The sequence below is a fragment of the Anaerolineae bacterium genome, from assembly GCA_011176535.1.
Taxonomy (GTDB): domain Bacteria; phylum Chloroflexota; class Anaerolineae; order Anaerolineales; family DRMV01; genus DUEP01.
In genome coordinates, this window is record DUEP01000066.1 from 1 (window position 1) to 21,692 (window position 21,692).

Annotated in this window: 19 protein-coding genes, 2 tRNA genes and 1 pseudogene; 17 read left to right on the forward strand and 5 right to left on the reverse strand. The window is 66.0% G+C overall.

All coding sequences use genetic code 11. From position 1 onward, the window contains the following. Positions 1-103 (reverse strand): annotated as a pseudogene (locus G4O04_06765) (Rieske (2Fe-2S) protein). Positions 104-298: 195 nt separating this feature from the next. Beyond that, positions 299-1,591, reverse strand: a complete 1,293-nt coding sequence (locus G4O04_06770; protein ID HEY58222.1) for a cytochrome bc complex cytochrome b subunit — start codon at positions 1,589-1,591, stop codon at positions 299-301. Positions 1,592-1,960: 369 nt separating this feature from the next. On the opposite strand from G4O04_06770, the gene G4O04_06775 reads away from it, so the two are divergent. The 5 genes from G4O04_06775 to G4O04_06795 are packed head-to-tail and all read left to right on the forward strand — an operon-like array spanning position 1,961 to position 7,086. Then, positions 1,961-3,004: a quinone-dependent dihydroorotate dehydrogenase gene (locus G4O04_06775; protein HEY58223.1), complete on the forward strand. Its 1,044-nt coding sequence runs from the start codon at positions 1,961-1,963 to the stop codon at positions 3,002-3,004. Positions 3,005-3,052: 48 nt separating this feature from the next. Next, complete coding sequence (locus G4O04_06780) at positions 3,053-3,730, forward strand: hypothetical protein (protein ID HEY58224.1); 678 nt, start codon at positions 3,053-3,055, stop codon at positions 3,728-3,730. A 13-nt stretch (positions 3,731-3,743) separates the two neighbouring features. Then, positions 3,744-5,039 (forward strand): insulinase family protein, encoded by a 1,296-nt coding sequence (locus G4O04_06785; GenBank protein ID HEY58225.1) that lies wholly within the window; start codon positions 3,744-3,746, stop codon positions 5,037-5,039. After that, positions 5,032-6,315: an insulinase family protein gene (locus tag G4O04_06790; GenBank protein HEY58226.1), complete on the forward strand. Its 1,284-nt coding sequence runs from the start codon at positions 5,032-5,034 to the stop codon at positions 6,313-6,315. Before G4O04_06785 ends, G4O04_06790 begins: the two co-directional genes overlap by 8 nt. Before the next feature lie 18 nt (positions 6,316-6,333). Beyond that, the gene (locus G4O04_06795) at positions 6,334-7,086 is read left to right on the forward strand and encodes a class I SAM-dependent methyltransferase (protein ID HEY58227.1); all 753 of its coding nucleotides are present in this window, start codon (positions 6,334-6,336) and stop codon (positions 7,084-7,086) included. Positions 7,087-7,159: 73 nt separating this feature from the next. On the opposite strand, the gene G4O04_06800 is transcribed toward G4O04_06795, so the two are convergent. After that, the gene (locus G4O04_06800) at positions 7,160-8,050 is read right to left on the reverse strand and encodes a class D sortase (GenBank protein HEY58228.1); all 891 of its coding nucleotides are present in this window, start codon (positions 8,048-8,050) and stop codon (positions 7,160-7,162) included. Between the two features lie 243 nt (positions 8,051-8,293). On the opposite strand from G4O04_06800, the gene G4O04_06805 reads away from it, so the two are divergent. The 4 genes from G4O04_06805 to G4O04_06820 all read left to right on the forward strand — a co-directional run bounded on the left by G4O04_06805 (position 8,294) and on the right by G4O04_06820 (position 13,054). Then, complete coding sequence (locus G4O04_06805; GenBank protein HEY58229.1) at positions 8,294-9,088, forward strand: carotenoid biosynthesis protein; 795 nt, start codon at positions 8,294-8,296, stop codon at positions 9,086-9,088. A 168-nt stretch (positions 9,089-9,256) separates the two neighbouring features. Further along, positions 9,257-10,330: a transcriptional regulator gene (locus G4O04_06810; protein ID HEY58230.1), complete on the forward strand. Its 1,074-nt coding sequence runs from the start codon at positions 9,257-9,259 to the stop codon at positions 10,328-10,330. A 112-nt stretch (positions 10,331-10,442) separates the two neighbouring features. Further along, on the forward strand, positions 10,443-11,747 hold the full coding sequence (locus G4O04_06815) for an MFS transporter (protein ID HEY58231.1): 1,305 nt from the start codon (positions 10,443-10,445) through the stop codon (positions 11,745-11,747). Beyond that, entirely contained in the window at positions 11,747-13,054 is a 1,308-nt protein-coding gene (locus G4O04_06820) for an MFS transporter (GenBank protein ID HEY58232.1), read from the forward strand. Before G4O04_06815 ends, G4O04_06820 begins: the two co-directional genes overlap by 1 nt. Positions 13,055-13,151: 97 nt before the next feature. Here the strand turns inward: G4O04_06820 and G4O04_06825 are convergent. Further along, positions 13,152-13,237 (reverse strand) — tRNA-Leu (locus tag G4O04_06825). 50 nt (positions 13,238-13,287) lie between these two features. Here G4O04_06825 and ychF point away from each other — a divergent pair. From ychF to G4O04_06840, 3 genes are read left to right on the forward strand one after another with little or no spacing between them, the layout of a single operon-like run. Beyond that, on the forward strand, positions 13,288-14,358 hold the full coding sequence (gene ychF, locus G4O04_06830) for a redox-regulated ATPase YchF (GenBank protein HEY58233.1): 1,071 nt from the start codon (positions 13,288-13,290) through the stop codon (positions 14,356-14,358). Between the two features lie 22 nt (positions 14,359-14,380). Then, positions 14,381-15,691: a hypothetical protein gene (locus G4O04_06835; GenBank protein HEY58234.1), complete on the forward strand. Its 1,311-nt coding sequence runs from the start codon at positions 14,381-14,383 to the stop codon at positions 15,689-15,691. 19 nt (positions 15,692-15,710) lie between these two features. After that, positions 15,711-16,547, forward strand: coding sequence for a class I SAM-dependent methyltransferase (locus tag G4O04_06840; protein HEY58235.1), 837 nt, complete (start codon positions 15,711-15,713; stop codon positions 16,545-16,547). A 306-nt stretch (positions 16,548-16,853) separates the two neighbouring features. On the opposite strand, the gene G4O04_06845 is transcribed toward G4O04_06840, so the two are convergent. Further along, positions 16,854-17,300: a hypothetical protein gene (locus G4O04_06845; GenBank protein HEY58236.1), complete on the reverse strand. Its 447-nt coding sequence runs from the start codon at positions 17,298-17,300 to the stop codon at positions 16,854-16,856. On the opposite strand from G4O04_06845, the gene G4O04_06850 reads away from it, so the two are divergent. The 5 genes from G4O04_06850 to G4O04_06870 all read left to right on the forward strand — a co-directional run bounded on the left by G4O04_06850 (position 17,299) and on the right by G4O04_06870 (position 21,117). Beyond that, positions 17,299-18,522 (forward strand): thioredoxin domain-containing protein, encoded by a 1,224-nt coding sequence (locus tag G4O04_06850; protein HEY58237.1) that lies wholly within the window; start codon positions 17,299-17,301, stop codon positions 18,520-18,522. The two genes, G4O04_06845 and G4O04_06850, sit on opposite strands and share 2 nt — an antisense overlap. Positions 18,523-18,599: 77 nt before the next feature. After that, the gene (gene moaA, locus G4O04_06855) at positions 18,600-19,580 is read left to right on the forward strand and encodes a GTP 3',8-cyclase MoaA (protein ID HEY58238.1); all 981 of its coding nucleotides are present in this window, start codon (positions 18,600-18,602) and stop codon (positions 19,578-19,580) included. Positions 19,581-19,608: 28 nt separating this feature from the next. Continuing rightward, positions 19,609-20,346, forward strand: coding sequence for an HAD family hydrolase (locus G4O04_06860; GenBank protein ID HEY58239.1), 738 nt, complete (start codon positions 19,609-19,611; stop codon positions 20,344-20,346). Next, the gene (locus G4O04_06865; protein ID HEY58240.1) at positions 20,324-20,950 is read left to right on the forward strand and encodes a DNA-3-methyladenine glycosylase; all 627 of its coding nucleotides are present in this window, start codon (positions 20,324-20,326) and stop codon (positions 20,948-20,950) included. The genes G4O04_06860 and G4O04_06865 overlap by 23 nt, the downstream gene beginning before the upstream one ends. A 73-nt stretch (positions 20,951-21,023) precedes the next feature. Next, a tRNA-Ser gene (locus tag G4O04_06870) sits at positions 21,024-21,117 on the forward strand. Positions 21,118-21,692: the final 575 nt, after the last annotated feature.

The following is a 21,692-nucleotide window of genomic DNA, read 5'->3' on the forward strand; positions in this document are numbered from 1 at the left end:
CCAAAAAGCCCCCGTCGGGCAGGCGCGAAAGGTAAAACCTGCCCTCCGGGAAATGCGTCACCGTACCGGGCGGGAAATCCTCTACCGCACCGGCGGTGATGATGCCGCCGAACTGGCCCTCGATGGGGCGTGGGGCCATGTAACGCAAGAGCACGCCCCCGAATTCCAGGGTCAACGCGCCTCCCAGCACGGCGCCTCCCAGTTTGAGAAAATCGCGCCGAGAGAAGTTCTCAGGTGTGGGTTTCTGTTTGGTCATCGCAAACCACCTCCCCAGAGGTAGGGTCCAGTTCAGGTCCGGTCAGTGCAACGGCGAGGCAGGCATGGCCCACGGCCAGTACAACGCCATATTGGGGCCGCGGAAAAACACACCAACAACGGTCAGCACCCCGAAAACCGTCAGGAAGAACAGGAACCAAAAGAGCACGCTTTCTTCCCGCCGCAGCCCCAGCGCCCGCTGGAGCACCCAATGCGTCATCAGGCCCCCCAGGGTCAGCACCCCCAGGGGAAGCACGCCGTTGGAAACCCAGGTGGGCCAAGCGGGGAACCAGGCCACCCAGTCCAGGAGGTACGCATCGGCCAGCACCCAGGCGGGCGTGAAAAGCAGGGCCAGCCCCACAGCGATAAGGCCGAGGTCACGGCCCCGGCGGGTGCGAAAGGCGACGCCGGTGCTCTCCGTGTTACTATCCAGCCACGGCAACGCAGCCAGCGCCGTCAACCCCGCCCCAGGCAGAAAGATGGCCGCCACCAGGGGATGGAAATGCAGAAGCAACTCCTGCAGGCCCGCGAAGTACCAGGGCGCCTTGGCCGGGTTGGGGCTGAGATTGGGGTTGGCGATGCCCTCCAGCGGGGCCGGGTGAACCATGGCCCAGGCCATCAACAACGCACCCCACATCAGGGCGTACACCAATTCGCAGCGCACCAGATAGGGCACGGTGGTCACCCGCTCGATCCGGGTCAGCACCTCGCCGGGCTTCTTTGGCACCGTCACCCCGCCATCCTTGCGGATGCGCCAGAAGTGGTAACTGGCCAGCGCCACCAGCAAAATGGGGATCACGCTGATGTGCAGGGTGTAGAAATTCAGCAGGGTGTGGCCGCTGACCTCAGCGCCCCCCAGCAGCCAACGGCTCAGCGAATCTCCCACCCAGGGCAGATAGGTCAAAATCCCAGTGCCCACCGTAATTGCCCAATAGGCCAACTGGTCCCACGGCAAGAGATAGCCCGTGAAGTTGGCCAGGGCCACCAGGAGGAGCAGGTCTAACCCCACCAGCCAGTTAAGCGCCCGGGGCGGGCGGTAGGCACCGGTCAGGAACACCCGCAGCAAATGCAACCCCACGGTCACCAGGAACAGGTTGGCCGCCCAGTGGTGCAACGCGCGGATGAAGGACCCGAAGGGGATCTGGCTCTCCAGGCGCAAAACATCCAGATAGGCCTGCGGCGCACTGGGGGTGTACCGCATTTCCAGCAAAATCCCTGTGACGATGAGCAATACCAACAAAAAGGTGCTCAAGCCCCCCAGCCCCCAGGTGTAGGTGAAGCGCAATGTGCGCACGGGCACCCGCGGGGGATGCAGATGCAGGATCATGCTGTCCATGACCGCCCGCATCCGCCCCCGCTCGCGCTGAGCCGCGCGGCCACCGGAGGCTTCCGACCGCCCGGCGGGGGCCGCAGACCGCGCCGAGGCGTGAGGTCTTTCCTGAAGCGAAGCAACGCGGTGGTTCTGACGCAATGGGCTCTCTCCTCCTCTCGTCCCGGTGTTCCCGCTGAGGCCGTGATGCCCCAGCCCCTTCTTCGGCGTTCGTTCAAAGTGTAGACTCCCGGCCCGATTTGCGCATCATCCCCCGTGGACGAAAAAGGGAGGAAAGGGGAGGAGGAACCGCAGCGGGTATAATAAGCCCGCGAACCCGTGCTCGCTTACCCCGACCGGCAGGGCCAGGCGTGCCCCCGGTCCAGCGAGGGCGTGATGATCTATCCTTTCTTCCGTTCTCTCCTCTTTCGTCTCCCACCGGAGACGGCCCACGGGCTCACCCTACGCCTGCTGCGCCTGGTGGGGGCTTTGCCGCCCCTGAGTGCCGCTGTGCGCCGCCTGCTGGGCACCCATGACCTGCCTTCCGTGCCCGTACGGGCTTTCGGCCTCACTTTCTCCAATCCAGTGGGGCTGGCCGCCGGGTACGACAAAGACGCCCTGGCCTGGCGTGGGCTGGCTGCCTTAGGCTTCGGCCACATCGAGGTAGGCACCGTCACCCTGCGCCCCCAGCCGGGCAACCCCAAGCCCCGTCTGTTCCGCCTGCCCGAGCAGCAGGCTCTCCTCAACCGCCTGGGCTTTCCCAGCCGGGGGGCGGCTTTCGTGGCGCAGCGCCTGCGCGGCCCCCGTCCGCCCGGCCTCATCCTCGGCGTCAACCTGGGCCGGAACAAGACCACGCCCAACGAACGCGCCGTGGAGGATTACCTCGCCCTGGCCCGCACCTTCGCCCCTCTGGCCGATTACCTGGTGGTGAATGTGAGTTCCCCGAACACCGAGGGATTGCGCCGCCTGCAGGCCCGCGCCGCCCTGGAAGGCCTGCTGCTCCCCCTCGTCCGGGCGTTGCAGGACCTCGGGGATCGGGCCACTCTCCCGAGATCCCGCCCCCCGCTGCTGGTCAAACTGGCCCCGGACCTGGACGACGCGGCGCTGGACGACGCCCTGGATGTGCTGTTGCAAGCAGGCGTGGATGGGGTCATCGCCACCAACACCACCATAAGCCGGGAGGGGCTGCCTGCCCGCTGGCAGCGCGAGCGCGGCGGGCTGAGCGGCGCCCCCCTGCGGGCCCACAGCACGGCGATGATCCAGGCCATCCATCAGCGCACGAGCGGTCGGTTGCCCATCATCGGCGTTGGCGGCGTGCTGCGTCCCGAAGACGCCCTGGAAAAACGGGAGGCCGGTGCCACCCTGGTGCAGGTGTACACCGGCCTGGTGTACTACGGCCCCACCCTGCCCCGCGACATCATTCTGGCCTGCGCCTCCTGAGCGCCAACTTATGCTAAGATTAGGCAACGCACTCCGGGGAGGTGTGATATGGCCCAACCGGCAACCGAAACGCGCGCCGGGGAGCGTCCCTGGTGGCTCAACCTCATCTGGCAGGGGAAAATCGGCCCGGCTTTCTGGACTGTGGCCGGGGTAATCTCCCTCACGGTGAACATCGTGCTCCTGGCCGTGCTGATTGTTCTAGCGCAGCACCTGTTCACCCTGAAGCACATCGTCCAGGATCAACTCTTGGGCGGCCTGAGCGCCAACTTCGCCGCCATGGACGCCGCCGTCATCCGCACCACCGTGGAGGTGCACGACCAGATCCCCGTGGTCTTCGACCTGCCCGTGGAGACCGAAACCGTAGTTACCCTCACCCAGGATGTGGTCATCCGGGGGGCCAGGGTCAACCTCGTCACTGGCGGGCTGCAGATCATCGGCGCTCCGGCCAACATCGTCCTTCCCAAAGGCACCCAGTTGCCGATAAAATTGAACATCACCGTGCCCGTGAGCACCCAGGTTCCGGTGGACCTCACGGTTCCCGTCAACATCCCGCTGAAGGAGACCGAGTTGCACCAGCCTTTTGTCGGCCTGCAACAGGTGGTGGCCCCCTACCAGCAATTGCTGGCGCAAACCCCGGATTCCTGGGGGCCGGTGCTGTGCCCCCTCTTGGAACCCTTCTGCTCCTGGCTCCACCTCTCGACGGAGCCCAGACCTGCATCCCCCTGAAAACGAGGAGCCTATGCCGCAACCGTTGCGCACCACGCTGGACAACGGCCTAAACGTGTTGTTGCTCGAAGTGCACACCGCCCCAGTGATCAGCCACTGGGTCTGGTATCGCGTCGGTTCGCGCGACGAACCCACCGGCCGGACCGGCGTCTCCCACTGGGTGGAGCACATGCAATTCAAAGGCACGCCCAAGTACCCCGCCGGCGTGTTGGACAAGGCCATCTCTCGCCAGGGCGGCTTCTGGAACGCCTTCACCTTCCTCGACTGGACGGCCTATTTCGAGACCTTGCCCGCCCAGGCCATCGACCTGGCGCTGGACCTGGAAGCCGACCGCATGGTGAACAGCCTATTCGACCCGGAAGAAGTGGAACGGGAGCGCACGGTGGTCATCTCCGAGCGCCAGGGCAACGAGAACAGCCCCCAGTTCCGGCTGGGCGAGGAGGTGCAGGCCGCCGCCTTCCGCGTCCACCCCTATCACCACGAAATCATCGGCGACCTGGCGGACCTGGAGCGCATGACCCGCGAGGATTTGTACCGCCACTACCGCACCTACTACACCCCTAACAACGCGGTGCTGGCCGTGGCGGGCGACTTTCAAACCGAGGCCATGCTGCGCCAGATCGAAGCCGCGTTTGGCGCCATCCCTGCCGGGCCGGAGCCGCCGCGCCTGGTGCGGCCCGAGCCTCCCCAGCGGGGCGAACGGCGCGTGGTGGTGGAAGGCCCCGGCGAAACCGCCTTCCTCGAGGTGGCTTACCACGCCCCCAAAGCCGCCGACTCAGACTTCTTCCCCTTCCTGGTGCTGGACAGCCTGCTCACCGGCCCCAGCAACCTGAACATCAGCGGCGGCGGCATCTCCAACCGCACTTCACGCCTGTATCGCCGCCTGGTCGAAGGCGAAATCGCCGCCTCGGTGAGCGGGGGCTTCCAGGCCACCCTGGACCCTTTCCTTTTCTCCATCGCCGTCACCCTGCGGCCCGACCGACGGCCCGAGGAGGCGTTGCAGACCATCGACGAGGAGGTTCGCCGCCTCCAGGACGAACCGCCCCCGGCCGATGAGGTGGCCCGGGCCGTGAAACAGGCTCGCGCCCTGTTCGCCTACGGCAGCGAGAGCACCACCAACTTGGGTTTCTGGCTGGGCTTCAGCAGCATGGTCGCCCAGGTGGACTGGTTCCTCACCTTCCTCGACCGCCTGGCCGAGGTCACGCCCCAAGAGGTGCAACGCATGGCTCAGGCCTACCTGCGCCCCCAAAACCGCGTGGTGGGCACCTACCTCCCCACCAACCATGCCGTCGAGGTGCACCATGAGTAATCCGCTTCCCGGCCCTGAAGACATTCGGCGCGTGGAACTGGACAACGGCATCGTCGTGCTGGGCCGCCACCATCCCCACAGCCCGGCCGTGGCCGTGCAGGGGTACCTCCAGGTCGGTTCCCTGAACGACCCAGACGACAAACTGGGCCTGGCCGGGTTCACCGCCGCGGCCCTGATGCGCGGGACCCGGCACTACGAGCACCAGGCGCTCTACGACGCCCTGGAATCCCGGGGTGCCAGCCTGGGCATCGGCGGCCACACCCACACCACCGGCTTCGGGGGCCAGGCCCTGGCCGAAGACCTGCCCCTGCTGCTGGACATCCTGGCCCAGGCGCTGCGCTTCCCCACCTTCCCGGCGGAACAGGTGGAGCGCCTGCGGGCTCAATGGCTCACCAGCCTGGCCCTGCGGGAGCAGAACACTGGCGAGATGGCCGACCTCACCTTCGACCGCCTGGCCTATGACGGCCACCCCTACGCCCGGCCCGACGACGGCACGCCCGACACCATCCGCGCTCTCACCTTAGACGATTTGAGCGCCTTCCACCGACGCCACTACGGCCCCCAAGGCATGGTCATCGCCATCGTGGGCGGCATCGAGCCGCAGCAGGCCGTGGCCCTGGTGGCGCAGGCCCTGGGCGACTGGCAGAACCCCGCCCAGCCCGCGCCAGCCGCCCTGCCGCCGCTGCCCCCGTTGCGCGAAACCCGCCGCGAGGAGGTCTTCATCCCCGACAAGAGCCAGGCGGACATCGTGCTGGGCGTCCCGGGCCCCTCCCGCACCGATCCGGACTACATCCCCCTGGCCTTAGGCAACAGCGTGCTGGGCCAGTTCGGGTTGATGGGGCGCATCGGCGATGTGGTGCGTGAGCAAGCCGGGCTGGCCTACTACGCCTACTCCAGCCTGAGCGGCGGCCCCGGCCCGGGCCCGTGGACGGTGCACGCCGGCGTGGCGCCGCAAAACGTGGAACCAGCCATTGAGCTCATCCGACGCGAGTTGACCCGCTTCGTGACCGAGCCGGTGACCGACGAAGAACTGGCCGACGTGCAGTCGGGCGCCATCGGCAGCCTGCCCCTCTCCTTCGAAACCAATCGGGGATCCGCATCGGCCCTGCTCCACCTGGAGCGCTACCAACTGGGGCTGGACTACTACCGACGCTACCCCGACCTCATCCGCGCCGTGACCCCCGAGCGCATCCTGCAGGCCGCCAGGCGCTTCCTCGACCCGGAGCGCCTGGCCATCGCCGTGGCCGGGACACTCGATTCCGGGGCTACCCCCTGACCGCGGAAGGGGCGACGGATGCCGAACACCCCTCACGACACCCCCCAACGGGCCGCCCAACTGGGCGAGCCCTCCTATGTCTGGCGCGCCGGCCAGGAGCGCCGGTTGCGCCTGATTCTGCAGGCCGCCGAGGGCCGCGCCTCGGGGCGCGTGCTGGAAAACGGCTGCGGGGTGGGCATGTATGTTGAAAAACTACGCCAGGGCGCCGGAGGGCAAGTGGTGGGGCTGGAATACGACTTCCCCCGCGCCCGCCAGGCCCGAGAGCGCAACCCGGCCATCGTCAACGCCGCCGGGGAGGCTCTGCCCTTCCCCGAGGCCACCTTCGACCTCATCCTCAGCCACGAGGTGCTGGAGCATGTGGCCGACGACGCCCAGGCCGTGCGCGAAATGGTGCGCACGCTCAGGCCCGGTGGGCGCATCGTGATCTTCTGCCCCAACCGAGGCTACCCCTTCGAGACCCACGGCATCTATTGGCGCGGGCGCTACATTTTTGGCAACATCCCGTTGGTGAACTACCTGCCGCGCCCCCTGCGCGACCGTCTGGCCCCTCATGTGCGCGTGTACACCCGCCGCGATTTGGAACGCCTTTTCCAGAGCCTGCCGGTGCGCTTCGTGCACCGCACGGTCATCTTCGGCGCGTATGACAACATCATCGCCCGCTTCCCCCGTCTGGGAAAGGCCCTGCGCGCCGTGCTCCACGCTCTGGAAAGGACGCCGCTACGGGTTTTCGGTTTGTCCCACTTTTGGGTTGTGGAAAAAACCTCGGGCTGAGCCAAAAAAACCGGCTCCGGTGACATGCGGGGATCCGGTTTTAGGGACTTCCCCCAGGGGAACCGCCCTACCCTCAGGGGCGCCCCACCAGCCGGGCGCGGACGACGATCCGCTGGTTGTCCACCAGATAAGGGTAACAGGAAATCAGCGTCACCACCGGCTCGTCGGTGGGGGCCAGCCACTTGGTATCGGTGGGCTCCACCACATGGGACTCGGTGACCACATAGGTGTAGGCCTTTTGCTGCGTGTAGAGGATGATTTGATCCCCGGGGCGCAGTTTGTCCAGGTCACGGAAAATTTCGCCGTAGATGTCGTTATGCGCCGAAAGCACCACATTGCCCCGCTCGCCCGGGTTGGCCGAGCCGACATGCTGCCCCACCCCTTTCTTCAACTGCTCCCAGCCGTCGCCCTGCACCACCGGAGCGTCCACGCCGATGGCCGGGATTTGAATGCGCACGGCCTGGACGGGCGCGGGCGTGGGCAGGGGCAAGGCCGCCATGGCCTGCACCAGGGGACGCAGGTGCTCGGGGATCTCCGCTTCGTTGGGCCGCACCCCGCCGGGGTCCGTGGGCGGCGTATGGCCCGAGGGCAGCACCACCGCCATCACTAAGGGCGTGGGCGTCGGGGTGGGCTGCCGCAGGCTCAACCCCACATCGGCGTTGATGGCCTTCACCGACCCGACCACGGCCAGCACCACCGCCACAAAGGCGATGACTGCCAACACTTCCACGGCCAGCAGCACACGGTCCACCCAGGTGCGCGGCCTGGGAGGCGGCGCCTCGGCCACCTCCTGGCTGCGCAGGCGCTCCATCCGCGGATGGGGTTCGTCGGGCACCAGCACCACCGCCCGCCCCGTCTTCCGAAAACGCTCCAGGCGCTGTCGCCGCCGCTCGCGCTGCTTTTCGATGAGCAGGCGGCGCAATTCCTCAACGGTCAGGTCTTCTGCAGGGCGTTTGGTGTTCATCACCAGATCTCAAGGGTCAGGATGCCGATAAGTCGTGCAAGCATTATACCAAGCAGAGTTAAAACATTTCGGCAGCCACTCCCCCTGGGCGCCCTGGATCCCCGGCGCTTGGCTGCCTCAGCCCCTGAAGGTATCTTTGCAGGCCCCTGCCTCCTGCATGTTTTTCCTCCCCCTTCGTTGTCCTGAGTGTACACCATAAGCGTTGCCAAAACATTGCCATTTCGTGAGGAGTTCATCCGTACCATGAAAGGAATTGTGTTGCTCCGCCGTCTGTTGCTGGGCTTCTTCGCCCTGACCGAGTTCATCGCCCTGGTGTGTTTTCTCACGCCCCTGACCTTTCCGTCCTTTTTGCTCCCCTTGAGCACCGTGGCCATGCTGGGCGTGGCACTGCTCCACGCCAGCCAGCGCTACGGTTGGCTCAGGGCCGCCCTCTTTTGGGCGCTGACCACCCTGCTGACCATGCTCCTGGAAGCGGTGGGGGTGTACACCGGCTGGATCTACGGCCCTTACCACTACACTACCAAACTGGGCCCTCGCTTTCTGGGCCTGGTGCCTTACCTCATCCCGGCGGCCTGGTTCATGGCCTTGTACCCCGCCACGGTGGTCGCCGAGCGGGCCCTGCCCCGGCCTTGGCCCCCACGCCGCCAGCGCTGGGTGTTGCCCCTCCTGGCCGGGATGATCATGACCGCCTGGGACCTGGTCATGGACCCAATGATGACCGCCTACCGGCATTGGGTCTGGGAGGCGAAGGGAGCGTATTTCGGCATTCCCCTTCACAATTTCGCGGGCTGGTGGCTGACCACCGTGTTGGTGGTGGGCAGTTTCCTGGCCTTGGTAAGCCCCCCCGTGCCTCATTCCCATCCTGACGACCGCGAAGCCGTGCTCGCCTACGGCCTCATCGGGCTGGGGAATGTGATCCACGCCGCGGCGCTGGGGCTCCCCGGCCCGGCCTTGGTGGGTCTGTTTGCCATCGCGCCCTGGGTCTGGCTGGGCTGGTGGGGCCTCCGGGGGGAAGAGGAAGCCACCACCTCGGCGTAAAACCCGCCGGGAAATGCACCACGCGCCGCTACCTCCACCCCTTGTTGCCACGCCAGGATTAGATTATAATCTAACCTCCCCTGGGGAGGGCCAAACCACGCTCCCCCGGGGATTTTGCTTGTCTGTCCGCCGGATGCCCCCGGCGACGCGCCCCTGGGAGGGGAAGCCATGACCGAACTGCGCTGGGATTGGGGTACGGCCTACGACTTCTTCGCCAGCCTGTATGTGCTGCATCACCCGCAGGATTTCGGCCTGCGGCGGGCCTGGGCAGCGGGCGTGCGGGCCCGCCTCTCGGAGGAGGCCCGACGCACGCTGGAAATCCTCACCCGGGCGTTTCCCTTGCCCTTGCCGTGGGTGGCCCATCTGCCTGCGCCGAAGAACGCGGCCACCGCGCTGGCCGCTCTGGAGGCCTATCCCCCAGCCCAGCGGTTGCCTCGTCTCTTCCGCGCGCCCGATGTGCCCCAAGAAGCGCTGGCCGTCTATGAGCGGGTGGCCCGCCAGGCTGCCTGGGACGAAGAGGACCTGACGCGCCTGCAACAGGCCCTGGCCGACCTGCCCCAGCCGCCGCGCAAAGCCGCCCTGGTCCAGCGCCTGGACGCCTGGGCCCACGCAGCCACCTTTGGCATTGCCTTGGTGCAGGCTCTCCAGGAGTACCATCGAGCCTTTTTCGTCGAAGAGGAAGAGCGGCTGGTGCCTTTGCTTCAGGAGGCGTTGCACACCGCCCAGGTTCAGGCGGCCCAACTGGCCCTGCATGACCTGTTGATCCATCTGACCCAGGGTGTGCGGCTGCCGGAGGCCGAAACGGTCACCCGCCTGACCCTGGCTCCCTCGTTCTGGCTGGCCCCTCTGGTGGTCTTTCGGCGCACAGGCGAGGGAGAAGGGCTGCTTATCTTCGGCGCACGACCTCCGGGCACCGCCCTCATCCCCGGAGAAGAGGTCCCCGACGCGCTGCTCCGCGGCCTGCGGGCCCTGGCCGACCCCACCCGGCTGCGCATCCTGCGCTATCTGAGCGAGCGCCCGCACACCCCCAGCCAACTGGCGCGGCGGCTGCGTTTGCGCCCCCCCACGGTGGTGCACCACCTGCACGCCCTGCGCCTGGCCGGGCTGGTGTACCTGAGTCTGGAGGACGGCGAGCGGCGCTATGCCGCCCGGCGGGAGCAAATCGCGGCCCTGTGGGCCCAACTGGAAGCCTTTTTCCGCCAAGACCCGGCCGATGGCGCGCCCCTTTCTGCCGAGGAATAGCCTCTGCGTCTGGCTACCTTTTCTGGGCAACAAGAGGCCCCTCGAGCCGTTGGGGAAGGACAGGCCCATTTTCCATCTCCTCACCCCACACCACGAACGGAGTGTAACCCGGATGACGAACGCTTTGCTACCGCGAGTGCGTCGCGGGCTGGCCCTCTACGCCGCCCGCCTGCGCGCCTTTCGCCCCAACGCCCGCCTGTACCTGCTCAGCGTGATCCTGACAGGCGCTTCTATGGGCGTCTTTCGGCTGTTGTTTAACTTCTATGTGGTCAGCCTGGGCTACGACAAGGCCTTGGTGGGCCAACTCATCACCACCAGCAGTTTCGCGGCGCTGGTGGCCACCTTGCCCATGGGCTACCTGGCCGACTCCTTGGGGCGCAAGCCTTCCCTGTTGATCGGCACCGGCACGGTATCCGTGGCCGTGCTGGGCATGGTGCTCTGGCCCGCTCCGGGCACTCTGTACGCCATGAGCGCCCTCTCGGGCGTCGCCCAAAGCCTGCTGGGCGTCACCATGGCCCCCTTTCTCATGGAAAACAGCGACGAAGAGGAACGCACCTACCTCTTCAGTTTCAGTTCCGGCCTGCAAATGGCCTCCGCCTTCGTGGGCAACTGGATAGGGGGCTACCTCCCCACCTGGATCGCGGCCTGGCAAGGTGTGGCGCCCACCGCCGCGCTGGCCTATGCCGGGGCGCTGGTGGGCGTGGCCTTGCTTTCGCTCACCGGCCTGTTGCCTCTGCTCTGGATTCGGGAGCAACGCCTGCCGCACGCGGAGCGTTCGCTTTTCGCGCCCTTTGCTTACGCGGCCAAAAAGCCCCGCCTGTTGACCAAACTCATCCTGCCCATGCTGCTCACCTCCATCGGCGCCGGGCTGATCATGCCCTTCATGAACCTTTTCTTCCGCGAAGTGCACCACCAGCCCGACCCGGTCATCGGCAACCTGTTCGCCTGGGGCTCCTTAGCCATGGGCGTGGGGCTACTCATCGCCCCGCCCATCGCTGACCGCATCGGCAAAATCCCCCTGGTGGTGATCACCCAGGGGCTCTCCATCCCCTTCCTGGTGCTGCTGGGCTTCTCCCCCTGGTTCTGGGTCAGCGCAGCGGCCTACTTCGTGCGCCTGGCCCTGATGAACATGAGCGGGCCGGTGTATCAGACCTTTGTCATGGAGCATGTGGAAGCCAGCGCCCGCGCCACGGTGGCCAGCCTGGTCAGCCTCTCCTGGAACTTCGGCTGGGCCTTTAGCCCCATGATTTCCGGCTGGCTGCAAGAGCGCTACGGCTTCGGCCCTTCCTTCTTGGGCACCATCACTCTGTACTCCCTTTCGGTGTACCTTTACTGGCGCTTCTTCTGGGGCGAGGAAAGGCCCACGTCCGTCCCGGCCCCCATCGAACAACCGCATCCCTTGTCCGGAGCCGACTGATGTCTCCCACCGTACGACGCCTTCTGCGCGAATACCTGGAACGCCTGCGCGCCTTTCAGCCCAACGCCCGGTGGTATTTGCTCAGCGTGGCGGCCACCGGGCTCAGCATGGGCGTGTTCCGCCTGCTGTTCAACTTCTACGCCCTCAGCGTGGGGTTCCCTCTGAAATCCCTGGGCCTCTTTGTGGCAGCGACCAACCTCACCGCACTGCTCCTCATGCTGCCTTTGGGGTACCTGTCGGGCCTCATCGGCAGCAAACCGGCGCTCTATGGCCGCACCATCGCTTTGGGGGCCGGACTGTTCGTCACCGTGATCGCCCCGGGCTGGGCGACCTTTCTCTTAGGCAACGCGCTCATCGGCGTGGCGCAGGCCTTCTCGCGGGTAGTCCAGGCCCCCTTCCTCATGGAAAACAGCAGCCAGCGGGAACGGGCCTACCTGTTCCGTTTCAGTTCCGGCATCCGCATGGGGGCTTTCTTCATCGGCAACACGGTGGGGGGCTTCCTGCCCTCGTGGATCGCTGCGGCGCGCGGCGTGGCGGCCACCAGCGGCCCCGCCTACGCCGGCGCGCTGGGCATCACCGCGGCCATCGCCTGGCTGGGCGTGATCCCCGTGCTCTTCATCCGCCCGCCCCAACGCCCGCCTTCGGCCCAACGGGGCAACGGATTCACCCCTCTGGTCATGGTGACGCGCCACCCCAAAACCTTCTTCCGTCTGCTCCTGCCGGCCACGCTGATCTCCTTCGGCGCCGGGCTGTTCGTCCCCTTCTTCAATGTGTTCTACCGCCTCAAGTATCACCTCTCCGACCCGGCCATCGGGCAACTTTTCGCCTGGGGCTCCTTAGCCATGGGCGTCGGCCTGATCATCGCCCCGCCCATCGCCGATCGCTTGGGCAAAATTCAACTGGTGGCCCTGACCCAGGGCCTCTCCATCCCCTTCATGGCCCTGTTGGGCTTCGCCCCCTGGTTCCCCCTGAGCGCGGCGGCCTATCTGGCCCGGCTGACCCTGATGAACATGAGCAACCCGCTCTACGACGCCTTCGTGATGGAACGCATTCCCGCCGAAGCCCGCAGCGTGATGGCGGCATTGCAGGGAGCCATCTGGAGTCTGGGGCGGCTCATCAGCCCGCCCATCAGCAGTTGGTGGCAGGACAGGTGGGGCTTTGGGCCGGTGTTCCTGGTGGCCATGGCCCTCTACGCCGTGGCGGTGGCCTTCTACGGACTGTTCTTCCTCCGGGAGAAGCCAACCCCTCCGGGGTCAGGGCCGCTCCCCGAGGTCCGGCCCAACGGGATCCTGGGGAACGGCACCTGAGCCCGCAAGGGCATCCTTCCCCAGGGAATTTCCCGACCCCGTGATATAATCCCCTCGCTTAAAGCAAATCGGACGGGCCTCATCAGCCTGTCCGCTGTGCCGAAGGTGGGAGTCGAACCCACACGGGGTGTGAGCCCCAACGGATTTTGAGTCCGTCGCGTCTGCCAATTCCGCCACTTCGGCATGCATCGCAAGTATACTCAAAATCGAAAGTCCGGTCAAGGAGTACGGCCATGCGTTTGGGCATCATTGGGCTACCCCAAAGCGGCAAGACCACCATTTTCAACGCCCTGACCCGGGGCGATCAGCCGCTGACCATGAGCGGCGGGCGCTTCGAGGTGCACACCGCCGTGGTGGATGTGCCCGACCCCCGGGTGGACGCGCTGAGCGCCCTGTTCAAGCCCCGCCGCACCATTTACGCCAAGGTGACCTACGCCGACATCGCCGGGCTAGAAGGCCGCGGCAGCGGGGACATCTCCGGCCCGCTGCTCAACCAACTGACCCAGATGGAGGGCTTCGTGCATGTCATCCGTTGCTTTGAGGACCCCAATGTCCCCCACCCTCTGGGCAAAGTGGACCCCCTGCGCGACCTGGAGGCCATGGACGCCGAGTTCCTGCTCAACGACCTGATCACTGTGGAGCGCAAACTGGAACGCCTGGAAGAAGAACGCAAAAAAGGCGCCCGGGATAAGCAAATCCTGGCCCGCGAGCAGGCGTTGTTCGAGAAACTGCACGCCGCCCTGGAGGCGGAAAAGCCCCTGCGGGATGTGGAACTCACTCCCGAAGAGGAGAAGATGCTTTCGGGGTTCGGCCTGCTCTCCCGCAAGCCGGTGCTGGTGCTCTTCAACCTGGGCGACGACCAGGAAGCGCCCCAGATAGACTATCCTCATCAGCACAGCGCTGTGGCGGCCATTCGCGGCCAACTGGAAATGGAAATCGCGCAACTCGCCCCCGAAGATGCCGAACTCTTCATGGCCGAGTACGGCATCGAGGAGTTGGCCCTCTCGCGCATCATCCGCCTCTCCTATGAACTGCTGGGCCTGATTTCCTTCTTCACCGTGGGGGAGGACGAGGTGCGGGCCTGGACCGTCCGCCAAGGGGCCACAGCGCCCGAGGCGGCCGGCGGCATCCATTCGGACATGGAAAAGGGCTTCATCCGCGCCGAGGTGATCGCGTACGACGAGCTGCTCGAGGTAGGCAGCCTGGCCGCCGCCCGCGCCCAGGGCAAACTGCGGCTGGAAGGCAAAGATTATGTGGTGCAGGATGGCGACATCCTGCACATCCGGTTCAATGTGGGCAAGTAATCCCTCATCAGGCCAAGGCAGAATGTCCCAGGCTCAGCGCTGGCTCTTCCGAATCTGGATCGCCCTGCTCCATCTCTTCCTCTGGGGATGGGTGCTCACCGGTAGCGCGGTGCCCATGACCAACCGCGTGGAACGCATCCGCGCCTACACCCGCCCTTTGGAGTTCGATTACGGCAACTGGGAGTTGAACGCGGTGCGGATCAAACTGCAAACGGCCATCACCCGTCCCCAGGACCGCCTCACCCCCCAGGAACAGCACGACCTGGTGCTGCGCTATCTGGATCTCGTGGGGCAAATCCAGCGCGCCGAGGGCGAGTTGCAACGTCTGTACGGCGACCCCAACCTGAGCGCGAACGAACGCCAGGCCGCTTTGGAGGCGCAACACCAAACCCTGCGCCGCCTCTACGCTCAGCGAGACGCCATCGCCCCCACCGTGGAGGCCATCCTGCAGGAGCAGGTGAGCACCGTGCTCGCTGAGCAGGGCCTGGGCGACCTCTTTGGCCACCCCTTCCCGCCCGTGCTCTTCCATTTGAGCGCCGTCCCTATGGCGCTCATCGTCTCGCCCCGCGAGGTCATCCGCCAGGACGCCAACATCTCCCTGCGGCCCGACCTACCCCTGGACGAGCAGATCGCCCTGGAAGACAAGGTGGCCCGGGCCTTCAATGTCTCCACCTTAGTGGTGCCGGTGGGCGGCGTAGGCGTGTACCCCACCATGATCATGCAGACCACCAACCTGCCCTGGCTGCTCGACACCATCGTCCACGAATGGACCCACAACTACCTGGACTGGCATCCGCTGGGCTGGCGCTACAACGCTTCTCCGGCGTTGCGCACCATGAACGAGACCACCGCCTCCATCGTGGGCCAGGAACTGGGCCGGCAGGTGCTGGAGCGATATTACCCGGACCAGGTCCCGCCGCCTCCACCGCCACCCGCGGCGTCTTCCCAGCCGTCGGCTCAGGAGCCGCCGCCTTTCGACTTCCGCGCCGAGATGCACAAGACCCGCGTCACCGTGGACCGCTTGCTGGCCGAAGGGAAAGTGGAAGAGGCCGAGGCCTACATGGAACAACGCCGCCGCTTCTTCTGGGAACACGGCTACCACATCCGCAAACTCAATCAGGCTTACTTTGCCTTCTACGGGGCCTACGCCGCCGCCCCCGGTGGCGCCGCCGGGGAGGACCCCGTAGGCGCTGCCGTGCGCCGCTTGCGGGCGCAAAGCCCCTCGGCGGTCGCCTTCCTCAAACGCATGGCCTGGATGTGGTCCTACGACCACCTGCTGCGGGCCGTGGGGCAGCCAGAGGCCGCGCCCACGCCCACCCCGGCGGCACCGTAGGCCGGGAAAGGCTGCCGAAATGAACCACCCCCACCTATCTTCTACCGCTTACCAGGGCGACCCGGTCGAATTCGAACGCAAACGCCCTTACCCGCCGGAAGTGGTCTCCGCCGTGGTCACCGCCCTGACGGCTTACCTGCCCGAAGCGGCCACCGTGGCCGACATCGGCGCCGGTACCGGACGTTGGGCCATTCCTTTGGCCCGGCAAGGCTACCGGGTGCTGGCGCTCGACCTCTCCTCCCGCATGTTAAACCGCCTGCAGGCCAACCTGCTCGCCTGGCTGGCTTCTTTCACGGCGGAGCAGCCCCACCCCCTGCCTCGCGTTGTCCCCATCCTGGCCGATGCCCACGCCCTGCCCCTCCCCGCCGGGTCATGCCAGGCCGTGATGACGGTGCACACCCTGCACCTGATGCAAGATCTGCCCCGCGCCGTGGCCGAGGCGGTTCGGGTGCTGCAACCCGGCGGGCGGCTCTTTCTCGGCTATATGGAGCACCTCCCCGGCTCGGTGGTAGGCTGGGTGATGGCCACCTGGCGGGCCATGCTACGCGAGGCCGGCTACGACCTCAACCGCCCCGCCTGGCGCGACCAGCAAGATGTGCTCCTGGTGCTCCGGCGCTTCCTGGAGCCTGAGGGGAAGCTCACCCCGGCGCAATGGACGCCCACCGTAGATCCGGCTCAAGTGGTCGAAGGGGCCCTCCAGCGGGCCTACACCCTCTACTGGGGGCTGGACGACGCGACCCACCGACGCTTCGGCGAGCGTCTGTTGCGCCAGGCCCAGACCGTCTTTGCCCCCTTCCACCAGCCCCGCCCTGACCCCCGCCGCTTTGTGTGGGAGGTGTTTCAGAAGCCCGCGTAAGCCGCCAAACACCGTTTTGAGGAAAGCCTATGCCTTGCAAAGGCTTACGCCTTCCGGGATACGATTACACCCAACCAGGGGCCTATTTTGTCACTTTTTGCACTTACCGCCGCACCTTACTTTTTCGGAGAAGTCGTGGACGGCGAGATGCGCCTGAACCCTTTTGGGGAGATTGTCTGGGCAACGTGGCATGATTTGCCTCATCATTACCCCTATGTGAGATAGGGTCAAGTTTTTTCTGTAAAAAGGGGCCAACAGTGGCGTCCTCGAAGGCCCAGGAACGCTTCAACATGGGTCTTTAGTCCGTCAGGTTGTCCTTTCCGCGGCTCCTTCAAAGCGGAGGTAAAAGCGCCCGGTGGCCTCCTGCTCCATCAGCACGGCGCTCATCAACCGCAGACAAGCCCCTTCATGGGGAAAGATACTCACCACCCGCGCCCGCCGGTGGCCATCCGCCCACACCCCTACCGCCCCCAACACGGCCACATCCCGGATTTGCCCATCCACGCGCACATGTTCGTAGTAGGCATCCAGGTAAAGATAGCGGCAGGGCTGCTCACCCAAGGGCCGTTCCCGCCAGGACTGCAGCGCCTCGTCCAGGTCTTGAGCCGCCCGGCTCACCGTGGCCCAGGAAACCTCGAACCCCAAGACCTCTTCGACCAAAGCCGCGACTTTGCGGGTGGACACCCCATGCCCATCCATCTCGGCCAGGATAGGCCAAACCTTCCCTTCAGGACGATTTAGGACGATGCTCATGCGCGCTTACGCCTGGTTGATCATGCTCATTCTGTTAGCGGCTTGTGCCCAGGCCCCGGCCACCGCATCCATGCCCTCTGTAGCGCCCCCCCAGGCCACCTCCTCCCTGGTCACGGCGGCGCCGGGTACCATCGCCTGCACCTCCGTGCGCCAGCCCGCCCCCACCCTCCAGGGCACGCCGCCCTACCTGCGCCCCGACGACCACAGCGAAGGCCTCGCAGACGCCCCCGTCGTCCTGGTCATGTACGGCGACTACCAGGACCCCAGCAGCGCGGCGATGAACGCCCTCCTGGCGCGTCTGCGGCAGGCTTATCCCGAAGCCGTGCGGCGCGTGTTTCGCCCCCTGCCCTTGATCAATCAGTACGACAAGGCGCTGCTGGCCGCTCAGGCGGCCGAGGCCGCCGCCCGCCAGGGGGCTTTCTGGCCCTTCCACGACCGGCTCCTCGCCGAGCAGGCCCAATGGCGCAACCTCAGCGAAGCCGATTTCCACGCCTATCGGCAAGGCCTGGCCCGCCAGGTGGGGCTGGATGTGGCCCGTTTCGCCCAGGACCTCGACGCGCCAGACCTGCAGGTCGCCCTGCTCGCCGCCCGAGAAGAGGCCCAACGTATCGGTCTCCCCGGCGTCCCCCTGCTCTACCTCAACGGCGAGTTCTATCCCGGCCCCTGGGACTGGAACAGCCTGAGCACGCTGGTGCGCCTCCAGGCCCTGAGCGCCCGCCAGTTCAGCCAGTGCCCGCCGCGGCTGAGCAACCTCACTGCCCCGCGCTTCGCCGCCCTGCACACCGAAGCCGGGGATATCGTGCTCCAACTCTACCCCGACCAGGCCCCCATGGCGGTGAGCAGTTTCGTCTTCCTCGCCCGTCAGGGCTGGTACAATGAGAACACCTTCTTCGAGGTGCGCCCCGGGCTATGGGCCCGCACAGGCGATCCTTCGGAAACCGGCCTGGGGCACCCAGGGTACACCTTTGTGCGCGAAATCGCCCCCGACCTGACCTTCGATCGCCCCGGTCGGGTGGGACTATACAACGATGGGCCCCCAAACAATGGCAGTCAGTTCTTCATCACCCTGACCGCCGCGCCCCAGTTCAACGCCCGTTACACCCTGTTTGGGCAGGTGATAAAAGGGCTGGACCTCCTGAAAACCCTTCCGCCTCGGACCCCGGGGGAACCGGATGCCCCTCCGGGGTTGCGCATCCGCTCGGTGGATGTAACCGACCCCTGAGGTCCGGCCTTTACCCCGACGGCGTTTCCGAGTATACTTTTCTTAGATTTTCTTCTACTTTATTCGGGAGCCACGCCATGCCCCTGGATCGCTTTGGGCGTCACCTCAACTACCTGCGCATCAGCGTCACCGACCACTGCAACCTGCGGTGCATCTACTGTATGCCCGAGGATATGACTTTTCGCCTCGCGGACGAACTACTCCAGGATGAGGAAATCCTCCGCCTGGTGCGTCTGTTCGCCTCCTTAGGAGTCGAAAAAATCCGCCTCACGGGCGGCGAGCCCACCGTGCGGGCCGGGATTGTGGACCTGGTGCGGGAAATCGCGCGAACGCCGGGCATCCGTCAGGTCACCATGACCACCAACGGCATCCTGCTCTCCCGCCTGGCGCGCCCGTTGGCCAAGGCCGGGCTGCAACGGGTGAACATTAGCCTGGATACCCTCAACCCCGGCAAGTTCCGCCGCCTCACCCGTTGGGGCGACCTGGAGGATGTGCTGGACGGCATCCAGGCGGCCGAGGAGGCCGGGCTGCAACCCGTGAAACTCAACGCGGTGGTGGTGCGGGGCTACAACGAAGAGGATGTGGTGGACCTGGCCGCGCTGACCCTCAGGCACCCGTGGCAGGTGCGCTTTATCGAGATGATGCCCTTCGCCGGGGCCACCGACATCCAGCGCCAGATGGTGGTCACCGCCGCAGAGATGCAGGCGCGCATCGCCGCCGCGCTGGGCCCGCTGAGCCCGGTGAACGGGGGACGGCTGGATGGCGAGGCCCGCCTTTACCGCCTGTCCGAAGCCCGGGGCACCATCGGCTTCATCGCCTCGGTGAGTCAACCCTTCTGCGCGGCCTGCACGCGCCTGCGTCTGACCGCCGACGGTCAGTTGCGCCTCTGCCTGCTGCGGGAGCGTGAAGTGGATTTGCTCACCCCACTGCGCCAGGGGGCCAGCAACGAGGAACTCCGTCGCCTCATCGTGCAGGCCGCCTGGGCCAAACCCTGGGGCCACGGCCTGGCCCAGGGCGAGGTGCCCCTCAACCGCACCATGAGCCAAATCGGTGGGTGACGCCTGTCACCCCTTTGGGAGGAAAAATATGACTCTGCGCGCCGTACTTTTCGACCTGGACGGCACCCTGCGCCACAATCGGCCATCCTGGCCCGACCTGTTCCTGGACACAGCGCAACGCCTCGGCGTTCCGGTGCCCCCCGAGGCCCGCCGTGGTCTCAAGCGTTGGGCTCATCGCTTCTGGGCCGGCTCGGACGAGCTTTTGGAGATGCTCCGCACCCACGGCGAAGGCGAACCTTCTTTCTGGCAGGCCTACACCCAACGCCGCCTGGAAATCCTGGGCTGCTCGCCGGAAAAGGCCGCCGAACTGGCCCCGCGCATTCTGGAAGAATTGCGCGCCGTGGAAGAACCGCCCGATGTGGTGCCGGACCCCGTGCCGGCCACCTTAGAGGCCCTGCACCGCCGGGGCTATCGGCTGGCCGTGCTGACCAACCGCAGCGAACCCCTCAACGGCTACTTGAGTGAAATCGGCCTGGAGGGGTACTTCGATCTGGCCCTGGCGGCCGGGGAAGTGGGCCTCTGGAAACCCAACCCCGCCATTTTCCATCACACGGTGGAACGCCTGGGCATAGCGCCCCACGAAGCCGCCTATGTGGGCGATAACCTCTACGCCGATGTGCTGGGGGCCCAGGCCGCCGGGTTGCACCCCGTTTTGCTGGACCCCGAGGGGCTGTTCCCCGAGGCCCCCTGCCCGGTGATCACCTGCCTCGACCAACTCCCCGCCGTGTTGGAGCAACTGGACCGTGAACGCGCGTCTGCCGCGTGAGTTCTTCGCCCGCTCCACCCTGGCGGTGGCCCGCGACCTGCTGGGCGCGCGGCTGGTGCGCTTGGAAGGCGACCAACGCCTGGCCGGGGTGATCATCGAAACGGAGGCCTACATCGGCGAAGAGGATCAGGGCTGCCATTGCCGCCACGGCCCTACGCCCCGCGCCCGCCTGCTCTACGGCCCGCCGGGCATGGCCTATGTGTACTTCACCTACGGGATGCACTGGCTGTTCAATGTGGTCACCCAGCGGGAAGGGTTCCCGGCGGCAGTGCTCATTCGCGCCCTGTGGCCCACCGAGGGGCTGGAGCGCATGGCGCAGCGCCGCGCCCCCCATCCCATGCCGCGTTGGGCCGACGGCCCGGCCAAACTATGCCGGGCGCTGGGCATCGACGGAGGCTTTCACGGTCTGGACCTGGGTGCTCCTAAAGCCCCCTTATTCTTCGAGACCGGCATACCCATTCCCGACAACTGGGTAATCACCGGCCCCCGGGTGGGCCTAAACCGAGTGCCCGAGCCATGGAAAAGCATCCCCTGGCGCTTCCGCCTGACCCAAGAGGCGCTTCAGCAGTTGCGGCAACGCCTCGCCAAGGGCACAGATGCGTGAAGGAGTCATCGTTCTTCTCTTGGCACCTGGCAGGGGGGGATGGTATAATTGCGCACGCAAAGTGTCCCGATACGGAGAGGTAGCGTAGCCTGGCCTAACGCGCCCGCCTGGAGAGCGGGTAGGCCCTGAAAGGGGCCTCGCGGGTTCGAATCCCGCCCTCTCCGCCAAGTAATCCACCGGGCGGCAAACCCGTCCGGTTTTTTTGTGAACGTGGCGCAGTCTCCCCTGGTTCATCTCACCGCGAGGCGGTTGCAGGCCGCCAAAGCCCCCTCAGGGCCTGCAGCAGGCTCTTGTCAGAGGGGGTCACGGGTCATCCTCGAGGGGGTAGCGATTCGTTAGCGCCTTCCAAGCCGACCCGCTATCTGTTCGCCCATCTTTGGGAAGCCCGCCAGCCACCGAAAGCCTGGCCACCATTTTACGCCACCGCATGACGCGGCCAATCTACCGGGGGGAATCTTGCCGGAAGGCTTCCCGGCGGAAGGAGCGCGCCGCCAATTACGGAACGAAGGCGTGCCTGCCGGAAGCCGATAGGCCAGCGCCCAAAAAGAGGCTCCTTCATAGCCTTTTACCTTGACCCACCTGCCCTGATCACAATACTGCGAAGGCAGATGACGACAGGAAGAGCCGGAGGCGACATCCACCTTCTGCTCTTTTCCTTTCCAGCCAAGGCTCAAAGACAGATCTGCACCTTTCTTCTCCAGCAAAAAATACACCCCCAGCAAAAGGGCATTGACCAAAGCCA

Excerpts from the sequence above, each read along its gene's own strand:
- G4O04_06770 (HEY58222.1), bottom strand. The coding sequence starts at position 1,591 with ATGGACAGCATGATCCTGCATCTGCATCCCCCGCGGGTGCCCGTGCGC.
- G4O04_06775 (HEY58223.1), top strand. The coding sequence starts at position 1,961 with ATGATCTATCCTTTCTTCCGTTCTCTCCTCTTTCGTCTCCCACCGGAG.
- G4O04_06780 (HEY58224.1), top strand. The coding sequence starts at position 3,053 with ATGGCCCAACCGGCAACCGAAACGCGCGCCGGGGAGCGTCCCTGGTGG.
- G4O04_06785 (HEY58225.1), top strand. The coding sequence starts at position 3,744 with ATGCCGCAACCGTTGCGCACCACGCTGGACAACGGCCTAAACGTGTTG.
- G4O04_06790 (HEY58226.1), top strand. The coding sequence starts at position 5,032 with ATGAGTAATCCGCTTCCCGGCCCTGAAGACATTCGGCGCGTGGAACTG.
- G4O04_06795 (HEY58227.1), top strand. The coding sequence starts at position 6,334 with ATGCCGAACACCCCTCACGACACCCCCCAACGGGCCGCCCAACTGGGC.
- G4O04_06800 (HEY58228.1), bottom strand. The coding sequence starts at position 8,050 with ATGAACACCAAACGCCCTGCAGAAGACCTGACCGTTGAGGAATTGCGC.
- G4O04_06805 (HEY58229.1), top strand. The coding sequence starts at position 8,294 with ATGAAAGGAATTGTGTTGCTCCGCCGTCTGTTGCTGGGCTTCTTCGCC.
- G4O04_06810 (HEY58230.1), top strand. The coding sequence starts at position 9,257 with ATGACCGAACTGCGCTGGGATTGGGGTACGGCCTACGACTTCTTCGCC.
- G4O04_06815 (HEY58231.1), top strand. The coding sequence starts at position 10,443 with ATGACGAACGCTTTGCTACCGCGAGTGCGTCGCGGGCTGGCCCTCTAC.
- G4O04_06820 (HEY58232.1), top strand. The coding sequence starts at position 11,747 with ATGTCTCCCACCGTACGACGCCTTCTGCGCGAATACCTGGAACGCCTG.
- ychF (HEY58233.1), top strand. The coding sequence starts at position 13,288 with ATGCGTTTGGGCATCATTGGGCTACCCCAAAGCGGCAAGACCACCATT.
- G4O04_06835 (HEY58234.1), top strand. The coding sequence starts at position 14,381 with ATGTCCCAGGCTCAGCGCTGGCTCTTCCGAATCTGGATCGCCCTGCTC.
- G4O04_06840 (HEY58235.1), top strand. The coding sequence starts at position 15,711 with ATGAACCACCCCCACCTATCTTCTACCGCTTACCAGGGCGACCCGGTC.
- G4O04_06850 (HEY58237.1), top strand. The coding sequence starts at position 17,299 with ATGCGCGCTTACGCCTGGTTGATCATGCTCATTCTGTTAGCGGCTTGT.
- G4O04_06845 (HEY58236.1), bottom strand. The coding sequence starts at position 17,300 with ATGAGCATCGTCCTAAATCGTCCTGAAGGGAAGGTTTGGCCTATCCTG.
- moaA (HEY58238.1), top strand. The coding sequence starts at position 18,600 with ATGCCCCTGGATCGCTTTGGGCGTCACCTCAACTACCTGCGCATCAGC.
- G4O04_06860 (HEY58239.1), top strand. The coding sequence starts at position 19,609 with ATGACTCTGCGCGCCGTACTTTTCGACCTGGACGGCACCCTGCGCCAC.